Origin of the sequence: Paenibacillus sp. FSL R7-0313, assembly GCF_037969885.1 — a bacterium.
GTDB lineage: Bacteria > Bacillota > Bacilli > Paenibacillales > Paenibacillaceae > Paenibacillus.
Genome location: NZ_CP150219.1, coordinates 784461 through 801321 on the forward strand (window position 1 = coordinate 784461; position 16861 = coordinate 801321).

The 16861-nt window shown below is 48.3% G+C and carries 21 protein-coding genes and 1 pseudogene; 5 read left to right on the top strand and 17 right to left on the bottom strand.

What is annotated here, in order from left to right; genetic code table 11:
* Positions 1-14: 14 nt before the first annotated feature.
* The 3 genes from terL to NSQ38_RS03330 are packed head-to-tail and all read right to left on the bottom strand — an operon-like array spanning position 15 to position 2204.
* Positions 15-1412, bottom strand: coding sequence for a phage terminase large subunit (gene terL, locus NSQ38_RS03320; protein WP_339790386.1), 1398 nt, complete (start codon positions 1410-1412; stop codon positions 15-17).
* Entirely contained in the window at positions 1405-1905 is a 501-nt protein-coding gene (locus tag NSQ38_RS03325; RefSeq protein ID WP_339787091.1) for a transposase, read from the bottom strand. The genes terL and NSQ38_RS03325 overlap by 8 nt, the downstream gene beginning before the upstream one ends.
* Positions 1906-1910: 5 nt before the next feature.
* Positions 1911-2204 carry a hypothetical protein gene (locus tag NSQ38_RS03330; RefSeq protein ID WP_339787094.1) on the bottom strand — a complete coding sequence of 98 codons (294 nt, stop codon included), beginning with the start codon at positions 2202-2204 and terminating at the stop codon, positions 1911-1913.
* A 90-nt stretch (positions 2205-2294) separates the two neighbouring features.
* Between NSQ38_RS03330 and NSQ38_RS03335 the strand changes: the two genes are divergently transcribed.
* The 3 genes from NSQ38_RS03335 to NSQ38_RS03345 all read left to right on the top strand — a co-directional run bounded on the left by NSQ38_RS03335 (position 2295) and on the right by NSQ38_RS03345 (position 3723).
* A complete protein-coding gene (locus NSQ38_RS03335) occupies positions 2295-2474 on the top strand; it encodes a hypothetical protein (RefSeq protein ID WP_339787097.1) in 180 nt (59 codons plus the stop codon).
* Between the two features lie 365 nt (positions 2475-2839).
* Positions 2840-3169: a hypothetical protein gene (locus tag NSQ38_RS03340; RefSeq protein ID WP_339787099.1), complete on the top strand. Its 330-nt coding sequence runs from the start codon at positions 2840-2842 to the stop codon at positions 3167-3169.
* 239 nt (positions 3170-3408) lie between these two features.
* Positions 3409-3723 (top strand): hypothetical protein, encoded by a 315-nt coding sequence (locus NSQ38_RS03345; protein ID WP_339787102.1) that lies wholly within the window; start codon positions 3409-3411, stop codon positions 3721-3723.
* A 123-nt stretch (positions 3724-3846) separates the two neighbouring features.
* Here NSQ38_RS03345 and NSQ38_RS03350 read toward each other — a convergent pair whose 3' ends face one another.
* From NSQ38_RS03350 to NSQ38_RS03370, 5 genes are all read right to left on the bottom strand, one after another.
* On the bottom strand, positions 3847-4311 hold the full coding sequence (locus NSQ38_RS03350) for a sigma-70 family RNA polymerase sigma factor (protein WP_339787104.1): 465 nt from the start codon (positions 4309-4311) through the stop codon (positions 3847-3849).
* Positions 4312-5700, bottom strand: a complete 1389-nt coding sequence (locus NSQ38_RS03355; RefSeq protein WP_339787107.1) for a DEAD/DEAH box helicase — start codon at positions 5698-5700, stop codon at positions 4312-4314.
* The gene (locus NSQ38_RS03360; protein WP_339787110.1) at positions 5682-5954 is read right to left on the bottom strand and encodes a VRR-NUC domain-containing protein; all 273 of its coding nucleotides are present in this window, start codon (positions 5952-5954) and stop codon (positions 5682-5684) included. Before NSQ38_RS03360 ends, NSQ38_RS03355 begins: the two co-directional genes overlap by 19 nt.
* Before the next feature lie 287 nt (positions 5955-6241).
* Complete coding sequence (locus NSQ38_RS03365) at positions 6242-8644, bottom strand: virulence-associated E family protein (protein WP_339787112.1); 2403 nt, start codon at positions 8642-8644, stop codon at positions 6242-6244.
* 17 nt (positions 8645-8661) lie between these two features.
* Positions 8662-9084, bottom strand: coding sequence for a hypothetical protein (locus NSQ38_RS03370; RefSeq protein ID WP_339787114.1), 423 nt, complete (start codon positions 9082-9084; stop codon positions 8662-8664).
* A gap of 90 nt (positions 9085-9174) precedes the next feature.
* On the opposite strand from NSQ38_RS03370, the gene NSQ38_RS03375 reads away from it, so the two are divergent.
* A complete protein-coding gene (locus NSQ38_RS03375; protein WP_339787117.1) occupies positions 9175-10014 on the top strand; it encodes a hypothetical protein in 840 nt (279 codons plus the stop codon).
* Positions 10015-10022: 8 nt separating this feature from the next.
* On the opposite strand, the gene NSQ38_RS03380 is transcribed toward NSQ38_RS03375, so the two are convergent.
* The 9 genes from NSQ38_RS03380 to NSQ38_RS03420 form a co-directional block, all read right to left on the bottom strand.
* Positions 10023-11984: a DNA polymerase gene (locus NSQ38_RS03380; RefSeq protein ID WP_339787120.1), complete on the bottom strand. Its 1962-nt coding sequence runs from the start codon at positions 11982-11984 to the stop codon at positions 10023-10025.
* A 70-nt stretch (positions 11985-12054) separates the two neighbouring features.
* On the bottom strand, positions 12055-12900 hold the full coding sequence (locus NSQ38_RS03385; RefSeq protein WP_339787123.1) for a DUF2815 family protein: 846 nt from the start codon (positions 12898-12900) through the stop codon (positions 12055-12057).
* 24 nt (positions 12901-12924) lie between these two features.
* Positions 12925-14121 (bottom strand): DUF2800 domain-containing protein, encoded by a 1197-nt coding sequence (locus tag NSQ38_RS03390; RefSeq protein ID WP_339787125.1) that lies wholly within the window; start codon positions 14119-14121, stop codon positions 12925-12927.
* A complete protein-coding gene (locus tag NSQ38_RS03395; protein WP_339787128.1) occupies positions 14121-14705 on the bottom strand; it encodes a hypothetical protein in 585 nt (194 codons plus the stop codon). Before NSQ38_RS03395 ends, NSQ38_RS03390 begins: the two co-directional genes overlap by 1 nt.
* Positions 14706-14727: 22 nt before the next feature.
* Entirely contained in the window at positions 14728-14982 is a 255-nt protein-coding gene (locus tag NSQ38_RS03400; RefSeq protein WP_301880088.1) for an AbrB/MazE/SpoVT family DNA-binding domain-containing protein, read from the bottom strand.
* 49 nt (positions 14983-15031) lie between these two features.
* Positions 15032-15223, bottom strand: coding sequence for a hypothetical protein (locus tag NSQ38_RS03405; RefSeq protein WP_105597953.1), 192 nt, complete (start codon positions 15221-15223; stop codon positions 15032-15034).
* 5 nt (positions 15224-15228) lie between these two features.
* A complete protein-coding gene (locus tag NSQ38_RS03410) occupies positions 15229-15444 on the bottom strand; it encodes a hypothetical protein (RefSeq protein ID WP_339790810.1) in 216 nt (71 codons plus the stop codon).
* Positions 15414-15710, bottom strand: coding sequence for a helix-turn-helix domain-containing protein (locus NSQ38_RS03415; RefSeq protein ID WP_258170208.1), 297 nt, complete (start codon positions 15708-15710; stop codon positions 15414-15416). The genes NSQ38_RS03410 and NSQ38_RS03415 overlap by 31 nt, the downstream gene beginning before the upstream one ends.
* Before the next feature lie 56 nt (positions 15711-15766).
* Positions 15767-15961, bottom strand: coding sequence for a helix-turn-helix transcriptional regulator (locus tag NSQ38_RS03420; RefSeq protein WP_105597951.1), 195 nt, complete (start codon positions 15959-15961; stop codon positions 15767-15769).
* Between the two features lie 737 nt (positions 15962-16698).
* On the opposite strand from NSQ38_RS03420, the pseudogene NSQ38_RS03425 reads away from it, so the two are divergent.
* A pseudogene (locus NSQ38_RS03425) lies at positions 16699-16815 on the top strand (XRE family transcriptional regulator); the annotation flags it as partial.
* Positions 16816-16861: the final 46 nt, after the last annotated feature.

A 16861-nucleotide genomic window follows, 5' to 3' on the forward strand; every position in this document is an offset into this window, starting at 1 on the left:
ACCACCCCACTTTCTCAGCCTCCTAACATGTACATCGTTTCTGCGATGCCTGTCGTACCATCTGGCGCATCATCATGGGTGTTCTTACCCTCGCGCTGATAATTGTTCATAGCCTTGTGATACTCCGGCCAGCGGTCCCGCCAGTTCACAGGGAAGTAGACATGCTGCATGACCCATGTTGCATTCGATACAATACGAGCTACTTTGTTCTTGCTTTGATGGAACCAGCTCACGTCTGTCCGATTACTTCTCAGGTCCTGTTCCAGAATCCGTTTGACACTCCGAGCGAATGAACGCCCCCCGTTATTACTTTCAATCCGTGCCCTGTTCACCTGAAACGCAAAAAGAGCCTTAGCAACTGCCGGCTCTGTAATCTCCATAGGCTCTTTGGTGTAGATGATATCAAGCACATACGCTTCTTTGTTGTACGCACCCCATATGATATTGCACAGATAATCCGCACCCTCATCTGCTGAATCGCAATATGCGTAAATGCCGGTGAACAGCGGTTCTCCAGAAGTGTCCAGCGGTAGATGCTCATATGTCTTGAAGCTACTGTACAGCTTACCCTTGATATCAATCGGGATCTGCTGATAGTTGGCGCTGGCAATATCCGCACCCATGGCCCGTACCTTCATGTTATAAGACTCGCGGGAAAGGATCTCTTCGCAGAGCATCGTACCATCATCCTGCAGGGCCTTCATGCTCAGGTGCCGCACCTTCTTCTTCTTCTCCTCTGCAAAATGCTCCAGAGCCCTGCCTGCAAGGTCTCCTGTTGCCCATCGGGTCATGATAATGATGATCTTGCCGCCCTCTTCTAAACGGCTCAGCATCGTATTCGTGAACCAATCCCAGTGCTTCTCCAGAACACTCTCATTGCTCGCTTCCTCGGCATTCTTGATCAAGTCATCAATCATGAGGATCGAAGCACCGAAGCCGGTTGCTGTACCTGTAGGAGACGTAGCCAGATAGTTACTGTATCCGCCTTCCAGGCTCCAAAGGTTCATGGCTCCATCCCCTCGGCGGATCTGCACTTGAGGGAAAATGTCACTGTACACGATGATATTCTCATCTGCCTTCTCCGTGCTGATCCCGTTGCGCACCGCTTTGGAGAACGTAGTCGAAAGTGTCTCGTTATAGGAGCCGGTCATAATTTTGGCCGACTGATCCTGTCCGAATACCCACTGTGCAAACATCGATGCCGTTCGGCTTTTACCATGCCGCGGGGGCTCATTAACGATCAGAATATCGTCGTCAGACTCATAGAAGTCCTGCATCTCATTACACAGATCAACAAGGAACTGACGATTTTCCTGGTAGAAGTCTGGTGCCATAGCTTGGCAGAAATAGAAGAACTCACGTCTCGCCAGCTCTACACGGGCACCCCGCTTTATCGCTTCAAGATTAACCATCACGAATCAACTTCCTCAGCTCATCGGTGGTTAGATCCTTATATGGATTATTGACGTCTACGCTGCCACTGTGGCCGATCTCTTGTTTATCTCGCCATTTATCTGGACGACGATTCTTAAGCCAGAATATGGCGGCTGCCGTCTCTGGTTGTACCTCTTTCGTGACACGCTTAGTCTCCACCATAACTGTCTTATACTCGCCAGTCTCTTCGTCCAGCTCCCTGGCTGCCTCTTTGGTTACCTCATCGTATCGATAGCCCAGAGCCCGTTTAAACAAGGCATTTTCGACTTCAACGTCAACAACCTCTTGGCCCCTTTTTAGGGCTTCCGATAATTCCGGAAACTTATTTTTGTAATCAGAAAAAGAGGACATCGCCACGCCTAACTTCCGGGCAATATCCTCCTGAATCATCCCATCGCGAGCCCACGCCTCGACAAGCAGGAGTTTGGGTTCTACGTGTGTCTGATATTTACTTTTCCGTCCTCCTGCCATCGCGATCAGCTCCTCTCGTTTAAATAGCTAAAAAGTTGCGGATTATCCACGAATACCATGGCAAGTCCGCAACCTAATTTACGAATCTCTGACTCTTCCAGCTCGAACCCCATAAAGTCCTCAAGACCGTGAAGGATCTCATGGATTAAAGTCTCTCGTTTATCTGCATCGGTCATATCTTTGTCGATTCGAATCTTCCGGTTGTAGAAGTCGATTTCCCCTTTACGGGGCTCAAACTTATTCACGCTTTCCGACTCTTCAATCTCGTATTCGTGATGCCCAATTTTTACTTGATTCATCAGGGTTAGGCCCCTTTCAACTTTACTGTTAAATTTATGAAACACTTCTAGCAATCTACCGTAATAGGTATATAGAAGGAGGTGATAGATATGTCTAAGCCTTTGAAACCAGGTACTTCGACCCCGAAATCGGGTCAGTATGCTGTAGTAGGGCCTCGCGGCGGTGATAAAGGACGAGAAGTTACCTCGACTAAAGGAAACCCTCTCCCGCCTACGCAAAAGCCGGGTGACGGCTATAAGCTGGTCGATCCTACGAAGCACAAGAAGTAAGTAGCGTTAAATTTTATTTCAGGAGGTGATACGATGTCAACTACCGGCGAAAAACCAGGTAAAGGTACATATACCTGCAAAAAATGCGGGAATAGCTTGTATCTCGATGACGCAACAGACACGCTTCCACCGTGTCCAAAATGCCATAATTCCACATTCAGACCGTAACGCGAGGCAGCCGAAAGGCTGCTTTTTTTTCGAACTTATCATGCGCATATCGAACTCTAGCCTCTGCCTTCCTTTGTATCGATCATCCTCACCACAGTTGAGTTTGTTTTGTATGTAAAATATAGGATTAATAAAAGCATACGTTTGCATCCATAATACACTCGTCTTGACACAATAAATGAAAGGATGACATGCATATGCCACCAGTTATATCTCCAGCAATCTCTGAAGAGGTCAGAGTAAGATTGGAACAATATTTGGATGAAAAGTTTGATAAATTTCTTGGTAACAAAGGTTATGTTCGAGTCGAAAATTTTGTTTTAGATGTTACTCGTATCACAGCTTCTGTTTTATTAAGATACAAACACGATAATGGAGTGTTTACTACAACGGATAAATTTCGTATTACCCTTGATTTTGACGTGTTCGGTTCATCAAGAACAGAATTTTGTACAACAATATTTGGTCAAAGAGCTTGTGTAAGCACAGATGATTTATCGTTTCTTAGTAGCTTGATTCCACACTAATCAAAAAAGAACAAAGGTCTCAAAACGGGATCTTTGTTCTTTTTCAAGATTAGTGAAATCACCTGATATTTCATCTGAGATCACCTCCTGAATAGTTTTGTAGAACGCAAAAAGAGCCCTCAGCAATGGAGAGCCCTGTTATAGAAAGACTTATGATAGATAAGTTGTGAATGTTCTAAAAATCTTTTTTCAACCAAAGGCATCCTAATGGTGACTAACTGAAAAGGAGTGAAAGCAAAATGCCAGGAATCAGTTTAGATATTTCGCATTTACCTAGCCCTGAAGTCAAGTATGAGGTTGATGGAGATCAAGTCAAAGCTACATTGTTATTCGCTGGCCAAGAGATTGCTAGCGATGTATTTCAAATAACAGGAGCTAACGCAGAAGGCTTTAGTTATGCGAAGCACGAAAAAACGTTTGATGCAATCGTACAAGTCAGATTGACCTTTGAAATCTGGATTCGGTGGAATGATCGAAAAGTTGTACTTGTCGTATTATACCGCGCACCTGATCCTATCGGTCGCGGAAAAAAAGAAGTATGGGGCGATTTTTGACATTTCGTTAAGAATTACTTGCATCCTCTCAAAAGAAGCCCTCCGTATTGGAGGGCTCGTTGATATACAAACTTATAGTGGGTAACTTGCATACATGGTGTAATACATTACGTAATACAAGACTCATATAAAATCTTGTTTAAGCTTGGCTTTGGCCCGCTTTACATACTCGTATATGGCACCTCTTGATAGATTTAGTTTATGCGAAATCTCTAAAAGCGTCAACCCCTGCGCCATATGAAGCAGAAAACATGTTCGCTCCCGATCGCTCAGGGCCAGTAGCGAATCCACTAGACGCAGCCTTTCAGCATCGGTGATCTCCTGTCCGGACAGCTTGATATAGATTTCCCGCTGCCGATACACGTCGGTAATCTCGACACCTCGGCGGCTACCTGGCCGTCTCCCACGTTTTAACCACGTCAGGGCATATCTCATGTCGGACAGCATTTCAGAGACCGTGCCAGCCTCCTCTTTCTCTTGGGGATCGTCCAGATCCAGACTCTTTCGGTAATTGTCCAAGGCTCGGGAATCCGTTGCGTATTGACTGATCAGTGTCTCAATCCACGTTGCTTTGGTTGTGGTTGTCATCTATCTCACCCTCTCTATTCTTGCTTTCAATGCGTCTAGAAGCTTGTCCTGTGTGGCTGCCTTACCTTCCAGGGCTTTCATCACGTCTTCATCAGCTCCACCTTGAACCACCAGGTGATGCAGGATAACCTTCTGTTTCTGACCCTGCCGGTGCAGACGGCCATTGGCCTGCTGGTAAAGCTCAAGGCTCCAGTTCAGGCCGAACCACACCACGTGGTTTCCCCCGTCCTGAAGGTTAAGGCCGTAAGCCGCGCTGGCCGGATGGGCAAGCAGGATATCCACCTTACCGGCATTCCAATCCAGTTGGTCCTGCGGCGTCTTCAGCTCCCGGATCCGTAAGCTGGTTTTCTCCAGTGCCTTCTTGATGCGAGTCAGGTCATGCTGGAAGCTGTAGAACACCAAAGCCGATTTACCATTAAGCTGTTCCACCAGCTCCATGAATGCCTCCACCTTGTTATCGTGGATCTCGAAAACCTGCCGATTCTCATCGTACAAGGCTCCGTTACACAGTTGCAGTAGTTTGCCTGATAACACCGCCGCACTGGTTGCCGTGATCTCTGTCCCGTCATCGATCTCCAGCAGCAATTCCTTCTCCAGTTGGTTGTATTGCTTCTGGGCTTTCGCATCCAGGACAACGGGAATGACGTTCATGATACTATCCGGAAGCTCAATATAATCCTCAGCCTTCATGCTGATACATAGATCAGCAATCTTCCGCTGAATCACCTCATCCGCACCAGGCTTTGCGGTGTATCCATGGCCATTGTAATTCTTCTCAAAATACTTCGTGCGGTACCCCGTAATGTTCCTCTCCAGACGGTGTCCTTGATCAAGAAGATTCACCTGGGCCCATAGGTCAAGCAATCCATTCGGTGCTGGTGTACCTGTCAGACCCACGATCCGTTTGATGTGCGGCCGTACCCACGTCAGTACCTTGAATCGCTTCGCCTGGTGATTCTTGAAGCTGGATAGCTCGTCCAACACCACCATGTCAAAGGGCCAAGCGTTTCGGTAATACTCCACAAGCCACGCCACATTATCCCGATTGATGACCCATACGTCTCCTGGCGAATTAAGAGACTTGATCCGCTGCTGTGCGGTACCCAAAACGGTAATGATCCGCATATGCTTCAGGTGCTGCCACTTGGCTGCCTCGTTCCCCCAGGTAGCCTCTGCCACCTTCTTGGGGGCAATGACCAAGGTCCGGCTGACCGCGAATCGGTTGTACTTCAGGTCGTTAACGGCGGTCAAGGTGATCACGGTTTTCCCTAGACCCAGATCCAGAAACAGGCCAAGGGCATCATCTGTCAAAAGCCGGTTAATGCAATACCGCTGATAATCATGCGGGACAAACTTCTTACGCTCGATGCTCAAAGCTCCTGCAGCCATGCATCCACCTGCTCTCTGCTATCGATCACCCGTACCTCATGGCCCAAAGCCTGCATCCGCTTATGTTGCACCTGCTGCAGCTTGGTGGGTTTCTTACCGGGTGCCTTCAGTTCCACGAATACGGCTCGGCCTTCAGGAAGCAGGACCATCCGGTCAGGCACTCCAGAGTTACCTGGCGATACGAATTTATAGGCAATGCCGCCAAGGGCTCTTATCTTATCTCGTAAATATGATTCAATTTGGCTCTCTTTCACTTGACAACCCTCCTCAGGCTGTGTTACGCGTACACGGGTGTACGTACGTAACTTTCTAATAATTAGGCGTGTTAGGCGTTATATATTTTCTATAATCTCTATATTCTATTTGTTTTTTATCTTTAACTAGATAACTGTCAACAGTGTCAACAAAGTATAATAAAAGTATATATAGCAAGGGTTTAGGACGTTGACAGTTGTGTTGACACTCATGTTGACACTTGAAAATCTGTCACATTCCTTTGTTGACAGTTAAGCGAGTGTCAACAATTCATCTGTCAACATTGTCAACAATCTTTGCGACGATATCCGCGCTGAGTTTCGTATGGGCCGAATCGTCCGCGATACTCCTCCCACCCTGGTATGCAGGATAAAATGCCATTAATTTCTCTTGTGTCCGCTTGCTTCATAAACTTGATGTCCGAATTGAAGCACTCGCACCAAACCTCTGCGGCACATATTCGGTCCCGGGGGCCTCCCATACCTTCCTGGGGCTTCCCAAACTCACCAGACCAGTACATCCGTCTTGTGGCCAGATCACGTTTTAACCAATCTTCCGGAACTGGCCGCTCCACGAATGCCTGTATAATGCCTTCCTTTGCGTTGCTCTCCCTGTGGGCCTCCTGGCGCTCTTTGGCCAACTCTTCGATATCTCCTGATAGATACAGGGGCTCACTCAGCTGCCACCGTACAAAAGCTTCCGCATAAATCTGGTCGACTTCACCCTTCAGATCCTGAAACACACTCTTTGTCGGCTTTACAATGCCTACATCGATTGGCCAGAACCGCCGATTGCCTGTACGATCTCGAAGGAACTCACTGTCATTCGTTGTTCCGAAGAACACGCAGCGCCGTGGATAAGGCATTGTCCGCTTGCCGTAAGCCTCACGGTAAATGTCTTCCGTCCGGCTCAAAAACTGCTTAACGGCGTTGCTCTCGGACTTGCTCATCCCCGTCAGCTCCCCCACCTCATTGAGCCAAACACCCTGGATTAACTCCATGGCATCCTTACCCTCAAAGGTGGTTAAGCTGTCGGAATACCAATCCTTGCCCATGTACCGTAGAAAAGTCGATTTGCCAAGCCCCTGAGGCCCCGCCAGAATCGGCATATAGTCCCATTTGACGCCGGGCTCCATCGCTCTGGCCACAGCAGCAGTGAAAGACTTTCTGGACACTGCACGGGTATACAGGCTGTCCTCTGCACCCAGGTAATCGGTGAAAAGCGTGTCCAGTCTCGGCACACCGTCCCACGTCAGACCTTCCAGGTACCTCCGCACATCGTTGAACCGCTTCTTATGCGTGATCAGCGTTAAAGCATTGTTGATCTTGGCGTCCACCGCGATGCCGTACACCTTTTCGATGTAATGATAGATCCCAGCATCGTCTGAACTGGCCCATGGCCGCCGATCTTCCCTGGCATCCCAAGGCAACGCCCCAAGCACCAGACCCCGATTGGCGAATTCATCAAACGCAATCTTATCCTTTAAAGCCGGATCGAATTCCAGCACAATCAGCACATTATCTACCGTCTTCAGGTACACGCCGTTACTGTTAAATTCCAGCCGCCGCATCCAATCCATATCCTCTGGCTCTGCCGGCAACACTGGAGAGTCAGCAAACGCCGCTGTGGCCTTCTGGTGTCGTTCCTGCATTAATAGTCCGGCCACAGGTTCCTGGCGCATGGCGAAGTCCATCATGGCTGTGTATGAAGGAAGCTTATTTGTAGGAGTCCCAGGCTTCGCCTCATCGTCCTGATCTCCGAACTTGTGAAGCCGTACCAGGTCAAAACTGTTTACCAGCCGTCCGCCTGTCGGATCCGTAGCATGATGAGAGAATAGAAACTGGCCATCATCGTAAACAATCGCACCGCCTGTAGTCGAACCGCCTACGTACGTAAGTCTGCCACTGCCATCGTCTGTGTTTAGATAGACACCTGGTAAGAATGCATCAATGGCTGCCGGCACATCATAGACCTTACAGAAAGCACCCACCATGCCCTGCTTCTCGGTGGGATCTCCCTGCTTGGCCGCCAGACGTACATGAGTCTGTCCAGTACCTGGCACCTGTGGCCATGAAGCCACATTGCGCCAATCGGCATACATGGCCAGCAGCCCATCTACTGAAAGAAACGGCTTATCCCCGAACGTGAACACGAACTGACTGTCTGCGCTGCAGCTTGGCCAGTACATCAGGCGAGAAGCTTCGAACGTGGTCGGATCACATAGCCCAATGCCGATGATCTCCCCGAGCTTACGGGCAATCGGTTCATACTCATCCGCTGTGGCCATCCGGTCCAGCGGTGCAACGACCCGAAGCCGTGGACGGTTCTCCTCATGCTTCCGCGTACTGTAAACGGCATAGCCGCAACTCAGACCATCCAGGCGGCGAAGGATATCCGCCGTCGCGCCTGCTGGGATATTATCAAGGTCAAGCGTAACCAGATCACGGCCAATGACCGCGTTGGCTTTCCGGCGACCGCCTGACAGACTGCCACCGACAAAGCCGCCAACGTCCTTCAGGTCATCCTGTTTGCTCTTAGGCAGCTGCAAGTATTCCGCCAGCGTTTCCGCACCCCGTACAGCAGTCCGTAAACGCTCGACGATCTCCGACCAATAGGCCGTTTGCGTCTGCCAGTTTGTGCTGTGTCTGGTCCCGGCGCTTGATATAGTTAGTTGTCTGTCAAAATGCATGACGCCTGCCTCCTGGTTTAATCAATCTCTATAACAGGTAAATCCGAAAGTGCATACTGCTGCCAAGGTGGTATCTCGTAAAGCTCAATCTCGCCGTGGTTGCGGCTATTGGACGGGTCTTCATGATGTATCATGAGCACGCCACCTGGTTCGATTCGAACATCTACACGTCGATGCTTCAGTGATCGGGTTAACCTGCGGAGCAGTTCATAGTCAATGATCATAGAACGCTCTTTGTCCTCAATGACTGTTGGGTAACCTTTGACTGGTGAAAGAGCATCAAACTGACGGAGCAGTTCTTTTTTCCGTTTCAATTCCACAGGAGCAGTACACGCCCTGATCTGTGCGCCGAGCAAGATTCGTTTCTTGGATATCGCGGTATTTGCACGTTTCTTCACATGAGCGATTCGCTTCTTCTCCTGAGCAGTTAAGGCTCTCATGTCTGATCACCGTCCTTTTCCAATTCATACTGTTAACTAAAAACCTCAACTGGTATAATGTTCCTAGTAAAAAATTACTAGGAGGATCATATGACAGAAGAAATTAAATTCTTAAACATTGGACTAGTTATGCCTATTGCGCCTATTGATGGCTGTTCAACTGATCATTGGCTAGATGTTAAACGCATAATTACTGAAGCTGTGTCTTCTATGCAGGGTTATAGTAGTGAACCTAAGATTGTCAGTGAAGGAAACAGTTCTGGTCTTATCCATAAACGTATAGTTGAGGGGTTATACAAATCTGACATCATCATTTGTGATGTAAGTTGCAAGAACCCCAATGTGATGTTTGAACTCGGGATGCGCTTGGCTTTCGACAAGCCCACTATCATTATTAAAGATGACAAAACCGACTACACATTTGATGCTGGAGTAATTGAACATCTTCAATATCCAAGAGATCTCCGATATAAATCAATTGTAAAGTTTAAAGAACTCCTAGCTGAAAAAGTACAAGCTACATACGAGGAAACTCAACAGGATGGAAATAAATCTTCCTTCTTGAAAAGTTTCGGTAATATCCAAGTAGCTTCAATGAACGAAGAGATTGTTTCTACAGATCAATACATCATCAACTCACTTCAAGACATACAAAATGAGATATCTTTGTTGAAGTCTAATAGAAATCCTGTACAAGAAATGGCTATAATAGAAACAGGTAAGGGATACACGCGTTTAAAATCAATAGCGTTAAAATCAGCAGCTTTCTTTATAGATCAAGAAACATTTTTTCAAAAGAACTTAACTGTAGAGGAAATCGAGAATCTTGCAGATGTAGTTACAGCAGATTTAAGAATGAAAGGATTCAACACTGTAAATGGAAATCATGTTAAGAAAATATTATTAGATCACTTTATTGATACCCCTTAGTAATTAAGCTAGTCTTTCATGTAAAAGTCTGTGGTGAACCCGGCTGCCTTGAGCGGCAGCCCAGGTGCCCACGGTACCGGCTCGGCCATCAAATCCAATACCTTCTCCAAATCCTCCAACTTATCCGACTCAATCCCGATTTCATCATGTACGTGCAGCACGGTATCAAAACCAGCTTGCTCCACTCGTACCAGTGATACTGCCAGACAGTCCCGAGCAATCGCCTGGACAATGTTCTCCACCAGTTTCCCGCCGTAGGTGTTGATCAGCGACCACTTGCCTGTCTTCTGATCTGGACCCATGTAATGAAGCGCCTGCTTACCAAAGTCGTTCTGAGCCAAGCGGGGCTCCACATAATAAAGCTTTCTTCCGGAAGGCAATTGAACCGTGAAGAAGTCCAGGCCGTTTCCGTGATGGCTCTCCCGAGCAAAGATAATTCCTCGAACACCTGCAGGCTGACCTGTCTCCATCACACTCAGCGCTGCCTTCTCGAAGCTGAACCACAGATCCACAATGCGCCGATTGGCGTTACGCCACCGCGTTACGATCTCGGGCAGCTCGTCCTCTTCTAGGCCCATATCCAAGGCACCCATGGCGATAAGTGCACCAGAAGCACCCTGATATCCCAAAGCTAGTTCAGACACCTTGCCCCGTTGACGCAGATCCTTGTCCACCTGTTCAAGTGGTATCCCAAACATGGCCGATGCTGAAGCTTCATAGATTTTGCCGTGAGTAGCGAACACATCTAGCCGCCATTGTTCTCCAGCAAGCCAGGCAATAACCCGGGCCTCAATAGCTGAGAAGTCGGCTATGTGGAGTTTCTTTCCGTCCGGAGCCACAAAGGCCGTCCGGATCAACTGACTGAGCGTATCAGGAACGTTTCCGTACATCAGTTTCAACAGATTGACTTGCTGGCCGTGAACCAGCTGCCTCGCATATTCGAGCGTGTCCATCTTGTTCCTGGGGAGGTTGTGGACCTGGACCAATCGCCCTGCCCACCGTCCTGTCCGGTTCGCACCGTAGAACTGCAAGAGCCCTCGAACCCGCCCGTCTTCACAAGCTACCGTCTCCATGGCCACATACTTCTTGGTACTGGTCTTGGACAGCTCTCTGCGGATCTCCAGGACGCGCTTGGCTCTGCCATCTTCCACGTTGTCGATCAGGCCGGATACCGTATCCTTCCGCAGATCCTCGACCTCTTCCCCGATCTCCTTAGATAGCCACTTTTTAAGTTGCTGCACGGACTTGGGGTTGTCCAATCCACTGAGCTGAATGGCTTCCTGCATCAGCTCTGCTGTGATCTGCTGATCTACGGCCAAAGCCCCCTTGACCAGCTGCAGGTCACAGGCGATTCCTCGGGCATTGATCCGTTGATCCAGGAACCAAAGCTCCCACTCCATATCCGGAACCGGGAAGACCGATAGCCGGCGAAGGATCTCTACCTCTGCCACAACGTCACCCACACAGTACTGCTTGAACAGCTCCCACTTCTCAGGCTCATGATGGGGCAAGGTGCGCTTCCGGAAGCCGGTTGACTTGGCAGGCTTCTTGATTGGAATGCAGAACGTCCGAATCAGTGCGCCACCGACGCCCATTTTCTTCTTGTCCTGGGGAATGCCTAGCGCTTCGCCTACCTTGCCAAGTCCTGCAGGGTATCCACAGTACAAGCCGTGAATCTGTGTGCAACGCCAATGCTCTATGGGCGATGGCCAGAATTTGTTTAGACAGTACCATTCAAAAGCCGCGTTATATGCGTGTTTGATGACTTCTTTATCATTTAAAGCGCGGATAACTTCTTCCGGAATGACTTCACCCTGAGCTAGATCAATAATTCGCGTCGGGCCGCTATTCCAGGAATAAGCGAACAAAAGGATTTCAAAATCAGGACTTTGAACGTATCGATATAACCCTGCTTTCTTGATGTCGATACTGCTGTAGGTCTCAATATCGATTGAAAGGTGCCATGTCATGTTGTTGGTTTCCTCCTTTCTGGTAAAGTGAAGGGGTTCCGAAGAACCCCTCTACTGAAATGTCTATGAATTAGATCCCGTAGATCCCGCCGCCTAGAGGTTTGCCGGTGATCGGATCGATCTGTTGTTGTGGCGGTTGCTGCTGTCCATAGCCTTGTTGCGGAGCTTGTCCGTACTGCGGTTGCTGAGGAGCTTGACCATAGCCTGGTTGTGCTGGCGGCTGTTGGCCGTATTGCGGTTGTTGTGGTGCTTGGCCATATCCCGGTTGAGTCGGAGGTTGCTGGCCATACTGCGGCTGCTGTGGTGGTTGTTGGCCGTATTGCTGCGGCGGGATCTGATCATAGCCCTGTGGAGCTGGCTGAGGAACAAAGCCCACACCGCCACCATTGCCACCGAAAGCTTGTTCTGCGGAGATCCGTCCACCCAAGGCTTCACCATCACGAAGGATCTGCACCGGACCAAGTCCGGCACCTACCCCTTTTTTGCCGCTGTTGCTATAGGGGAAGAAGTTAATGTTCACCCGGCCATACACACCAGAATACACACGGGTTTGGTCAATGATCGGTCCCATGTCTGGACCCACAACCGCCTGCTGCTGCTTGCTGCTGGCCGTCAGAACCCAATGCCCTTTGCATTCAGGACCAAATACTTCACCGTTTGGTCTTAATCCGTCCCCATCATGTATAGGATTGCTAGGTTGCGCCGGACGAGCCCCTGCCCATACGCCAGCTACGCCTTTTTGTGAAGCAGCTTCAATGGCTGCATTGATACGTTGCATTGTGGCAAAATCGGATTTAGGAATCAGAATCGTAGTGCTGTATTTCGGCTCCTGCCCTGGTTTGTTGGCACGTGGTGTGAACAAGTTTACAAAGCTCAGTCTTACTTCACCTGTGGTAATTGCTGTTTCAGTTGTCATATTGTCATATCCCCTTATCAATTATTAGTTTTGTGGTTGTTCTGGTGTAGGACCAAATACGTCTTCAGGATTAACCTGATTAGTGATACCTGGACGCTTATCATCTTCAGGAGCTAATGTCGGTGCTCCTGATTTCGTAATGACGTGTCCCGATTCGGCAAGCAACTCTTTGTACACTTTCTTTGTTAGCGCGTTCTCGAGTTGAGGAGGGGTTAACGGTTTACGATCATATAGGACGGCCTCTTCAATGCCTTTTCTTTTCAAATAAGCAAATGCGGTATCCAAGTCCGCATACTCACGGCTGCCCCGACCCTCAACGGCTTTCCAGCCGGGTACGATCCCCCCTTTCAATACCTCAGCCAGGGCAAGCTTCTTCAGCTCGTTATACCAGCTGACAATACCCTCAGCTTGCTTTAGTACAGCAGCAGCCTCATCCCAACTGAGCATTGGCGGTTTTAAGGGCGCCAGTGACCCAGCTTCCATGATCTGTTCCACCCTTGCCCTGCAGGTTGCACTCGCACGGCAGAATTTACAGTGATCACCTGGAACATACTCACCTTCACCGTTGAATGCTTGCTGAGCAATCGGCTTGATTGACTCACCCCAGGACAGCAGCTCGGCTGCGGATAACGACCATTCAGAAGGCTCATTCCACACTTTTGGTTGAACGATGGCCACATGAACAGACTCAATCGGAAACAGGAGACTGAAAGCCTTGTAAGCACCCAGCGCATACAGCTTCATTTGTGAATTGTTTTCAGCAGATACCGGTACACCTTGGCCGTTCTTGTAATCGATGACATGGAGCCTTCCGCTACCAATGATGATGCAGTCCGAGGTTCCGAAACTTTCCGGTACAAAATCGGTCAGATCCACACGGCGTTCGATGGCAACAAACGGCGGCGAAGGGAATTGGTGAACAATGGACTGAATGTAATCCAGATAAGCATTGGTGTGGTCCTCCATGATAGGCTCATACAGTTCATCCGCTTTGTACTTCTTCAGTGCAGCGTTATACTTGCGAGTCGTCAGACCCGAGAACAGTTTCTGCAGCTTCAGCTCAGCGATCTCATGGGCGAGTGTGCCACGCTTGGCGGCCTCACTCTCACTATCAGGTAACGTGGCTTCGAGCCTGGCACTCGGCGTGCACTGCAACCAGCGGGATGCCCCACTGGCTGACAGCAGCGCGTGTGCTCGCTCTGCATGTGCAATTTCCGTCATTAGATGCGGCCCCCAAGGCTACGGAGGAACGTTGCAAACTCGCCATACTTGCTTGGATCAAGCTGCGTCAGACCGCCTACCCCTTGTTGCTGCAACCATCCGATCAGCTCCGGACCTTTGCCCGCATCCATAACTGGCTGAGCTGCTACGCCAAGTTGATCCAGCGTATACCCAGGAGTCGAAGTTGGGACGCCTCCTTGTTGCGGTGGCTGCTGTTGCCCATACTGCTGCTGATCTTGTTGACCTGGTTGACCCTGCACTGGCAGCTGCTGGCCGTATTGCGGTTGTTCTGGTTGTTGGCCATACTGCGATGGCTGACCATAGACTGGCTGTTGACCGTAGTGGGGTTGCTGCCCATATTGAGGCTGTTGGCCATACTGGGGCTGCTGTGGCGGTTGCACTGGTGCCTGGGTAGAAGGCTGAGTCGGTGCAGGTTGTGTAGGAACAGTGGAGACAGTTGTTTCTGCCGGCACATCAGCATAAGGCATACTCCCCAACGTGCCTGCCAGATCGTGCACCAGGTTTTTAATGTCAGTGGCGTTTACGGCTTGGAATGTGATTTGGATCGGAACGATATTTTGCATGGATGAGTCCTCCTAATAGGTTTTAGTTTGATTTAGTAAGCTCTGAAGCTTTATTAATGCAAGGTGTACAGATCTGTTTACCATGGAATAAGTGCAGACTTTCAGTGTTGCCGCAGAGGATGCAGCCAGGTTGATACTTGCGAATGATGATCTTGTCACCTTCTACGAAGTACTCCAGCGGATCCCCTTCCTCAATAAAGTGAGTGCGTCGAAGCTCTTTCGGAATAACGACACGGCCCAGGTCATCAATGCGGCGGACAATACCTGTGGATTTCATACTCATTGCATAATCCTTTCTGTCAGTGGTAAACTGACGGTAGAGTGTTTTAGCTGTGTGCAGCTGTTTCGGGGTAGGAGCCGATCAGCTGCATTTTTGCGTGCAGACGATTACGATAAGTGCGGTACTGCTTGTCCGCATGAGTAGCGACTTTGATATGGCCACTGCGGCGCATCTGGCTTGCAAGAGCTAGGTAAAATCCACAGGCTGCTTTGAAATGCTGTTCTGTCATCAATGGCAAGATTCTCACCTCCTTTCCTGATCCCCTGCTGAGATCGTCACAGCGCCGATGGACTTTGCCATGCAACTCAACTTACAATACAGATCTTTGCCATGACGTACAGCTATCTGGCCTTCTACAATTTCAGAGGCACATTCTGGATTAGCGCAGTAATCCATCACTTCTGGCAGCACCAGGCTTGGCATTTTACTCACTTTGTTTGCTCCTTTCCTTCTAGCCATTTATCTAATGCGATCTGACGAAAGTGAATTAGTGTCCGATTCCTAATGAAAGGAATCTCGCCGTTTTTAACCATCCGCCGTAACGTGGAGTCCGAAACCTTCAGATATCTGCATGCCTCAGCAAAATCAAACACATTAGCGTATAAAAGTTGTTCGATGGTAGGTTTAAGCTCGGCCAGGATCTCGGCTCTTAGTTCATGCTTGATTTCCACACGTAGTGCTTCGATAAATCCTGCTGTTGATGTCACAAGACCACTTTCTTTCATTGTTAAATGAATTAATTAAATGTTTAAATTGTGTTAGAGATACACTTGGATAGGATTTAGCAAACCTCGCTCTCCATGCCTAACAGCCTTGCGATCATAGGTTTTTGCTTCTTTCCTTCACGTGTTCCTTTAAGAATCTCGGAAACATAAGTAACTGAGACACCAAGTTCACTAGCAAGGTCCTTCAATTTAATATTGCGTTGGAACATGATCTTTCTCGCTTCAGCTCCAAACTCAGTATAATGTGGCATTTAACACCCCTCCTTTGTAAGAGTTTGTAAAATAAACAGCTTAATTATTGACAATGAACCGAAAATAATCTATTATCGTGAAGAAGACACAACCAAATAAACGTCGTTGGGGAACGATTTTTGATACGGGGTCAAGTGACCTCTGGTTTTTTATTGCCTTTTTCGCTATTAATTAAGCTGTTGAAACCAATATAACCGAATATTTTAGTTAAGTCAACAAATAACCGAATATTTTAGTTAGAATATTTTCTGTTAGGAGAGTCGATATGAATATTGTCGATAATATACGAGAACTTTGTAAGGAATTTAACACTTCTATCCCAAAACTTGAGAAAGAGTTAGGTTTTGGGAATGGCGCTATATACAACTGGAATAAGAACTCCCCTTCCATTGACAAGTTACAAAAGGTAGCCGACTTATTTAATGTATCTGTTGAGCGAGTTCTTTACGGGTTCGAACTATCAAGATTTGAGCAAATGCTCCGGATTATAGTAGGGAATAAACCCGTTGAGGAAGTTGCAAAATTAAGCGGGGTTGACTCCGAAACTCTAGATAATTATTTGATGGGTATTTGTCTAATAAAACCGGAGCCTGAGTTTGTAGAAAGGTTAGCTGTTTTTAATCCTTATGAGATCTTAGTCCTTCGAGAAGACTTTATGGAAGCGGCAGGGTATAAAACAATGACCTCAAAACCCTTAAGTGCCAACATAGAAGGTGAATCTCAACAATATGTGCCTCAAACCATTGCAGCTCACCATGACGGTGATGATTGGACAGAAGAAGAACTTCAGGATATCGAGGAATTCAAAGAGTTAGTAAAATTAAGAAGGCAGCTTAGAAAGAGCAAGGAGTGACGTGATGGTAGCCTACAACTACGAAAAACTATGCGCTGAGGCTTGT

Coding starts and splice junctions, on each gene's coding strand:
- terL (WP_339790386.1), bottom strand. CDS start 1,412: ATGGTTAATCTTGAAGCGATAAAGCGGGGTGCCCGTGTAGAGCTGGCG.
- NSQ38_RS03325 (WP_339787091.1), bottom strand. CDS start 1,905: ATGGCAGGAGGACGGAAAAGTAAATATCAGACACACGTAGAACCCAAA.
- NSQ38_RS03330 (WP_339787094.1), bottom strand. CDS start 2,204: ATGAATCAAGTAAAAATTGGGCATCACGAATACGAGATTGAAGAGTCG.
- NSQ38_RS03335 (WP_339787097.1), top strand. CDS start 2,295: ATGTCTAAGCCTTTGAAACCAGGTACTTCGACCCCGAAATCGGGTCAG.
- NSQ38_RS03340 (WP_339787099.1), top strand. CDS start 2,840: ATGCCACCAGTTATATCTCCAGCAATCTCTGAAGAGGTCAGAGTAAGA.
- NSQ38_RS03345 (WP_339787102.1), top strand. CDS start 3,409: ATGCCAGGAATCAGTTTAGATATTTCGCATTTACCTAGCCCTGAAGTC.
- NSQ38_RS03350 (WP_339787104.1), bottom strand. CDS start 4,311: ATGACAACCACAACCAAAGCAACGTGGATTGAGACACTGATCAGTCAA.
- NSQ38_RS03355 (WP_339787107.1), bottom strand. CDS start 5,700: ATGGCTGCAGGAGCTTTGAGCATCGAGCGTAAGAAGTTTGTCCCGCAT.
- NSQ38_RS03365 (WP_339787112.1), bottom strand. CDS start 8,644: ATGCATTTTGACAGACAACTAACTATATCAAGCGCCGGGACCAGACAC.
- NSQ38_RS03370 (WP_339787114.1), bottom strand. CDS start 9,084: ATGAGAGCCTTAACTGCTCAGGAGAAGAAGCGAATCGCTCATGTGAAG.
- NSQ38_RS03375 (WP_339787117.1), top strand. CDS start 9,175: ATGACAGAAGAAATTAAATTCTTAAACATTGGACTAGTTATGCCTATT.
- NSQ38_RS03380 (WP_339787120.1), bottom strand. CDS start 11,984: ATGACATGGCACCTTTCAATCGATATTGAGACCTACAGCAGTATCGAC.
- NSQ38_RS03385 (WP_339787123.1), bottom strand. CDS start 12,900: ATGACAACTGAAACAGCAATTACCACAGGTGAAGTAAGACTGAGCTTT.
- NSQ38_RS03390 (WP_339787125.1), bottom strand. CDS start 14,121: ATGACGGAAATTGCACATGCAGAGCGAGCACACGCGCTGCTGTCAGCC.
- NSQ38_RS03395 (WP_339787128.1), bottom strand. CDS start 14,705: ATGCAAAATATCGTTCCGATCCAAATCACATTCCAAGCCGTAAACGCC.
- NSQ38_RS03400 (WP_301880088.1), bottom strand. CDS start 14,982: ATGAAATCCACAGGTATTGTCCGCCGCATTGATGACCTGGGCCGTGTC.
- NSQ38_RS03410 (WP_339790810.1), bottom strand. CDS start 15,444: ATGGCTAGAAGGAAAGGAGCAAACAAAGTGAGTAAAATGCCAAGCCTG.
- NSQ38_RS03415 (WP_258170208.1), bottom strand. CDS start 15,710: ATGAAAGAAAGTGGTCTTGTGACATCAACAGCAGGATTTATCGAAGCA.
- NSQ38_RS03420 (WP_105597951.1), bottom strand. CDS start 15,961: ATGCCACATTATACTGAGTTTGGAGCTGAAGCGAGAAAGATCATGTTC.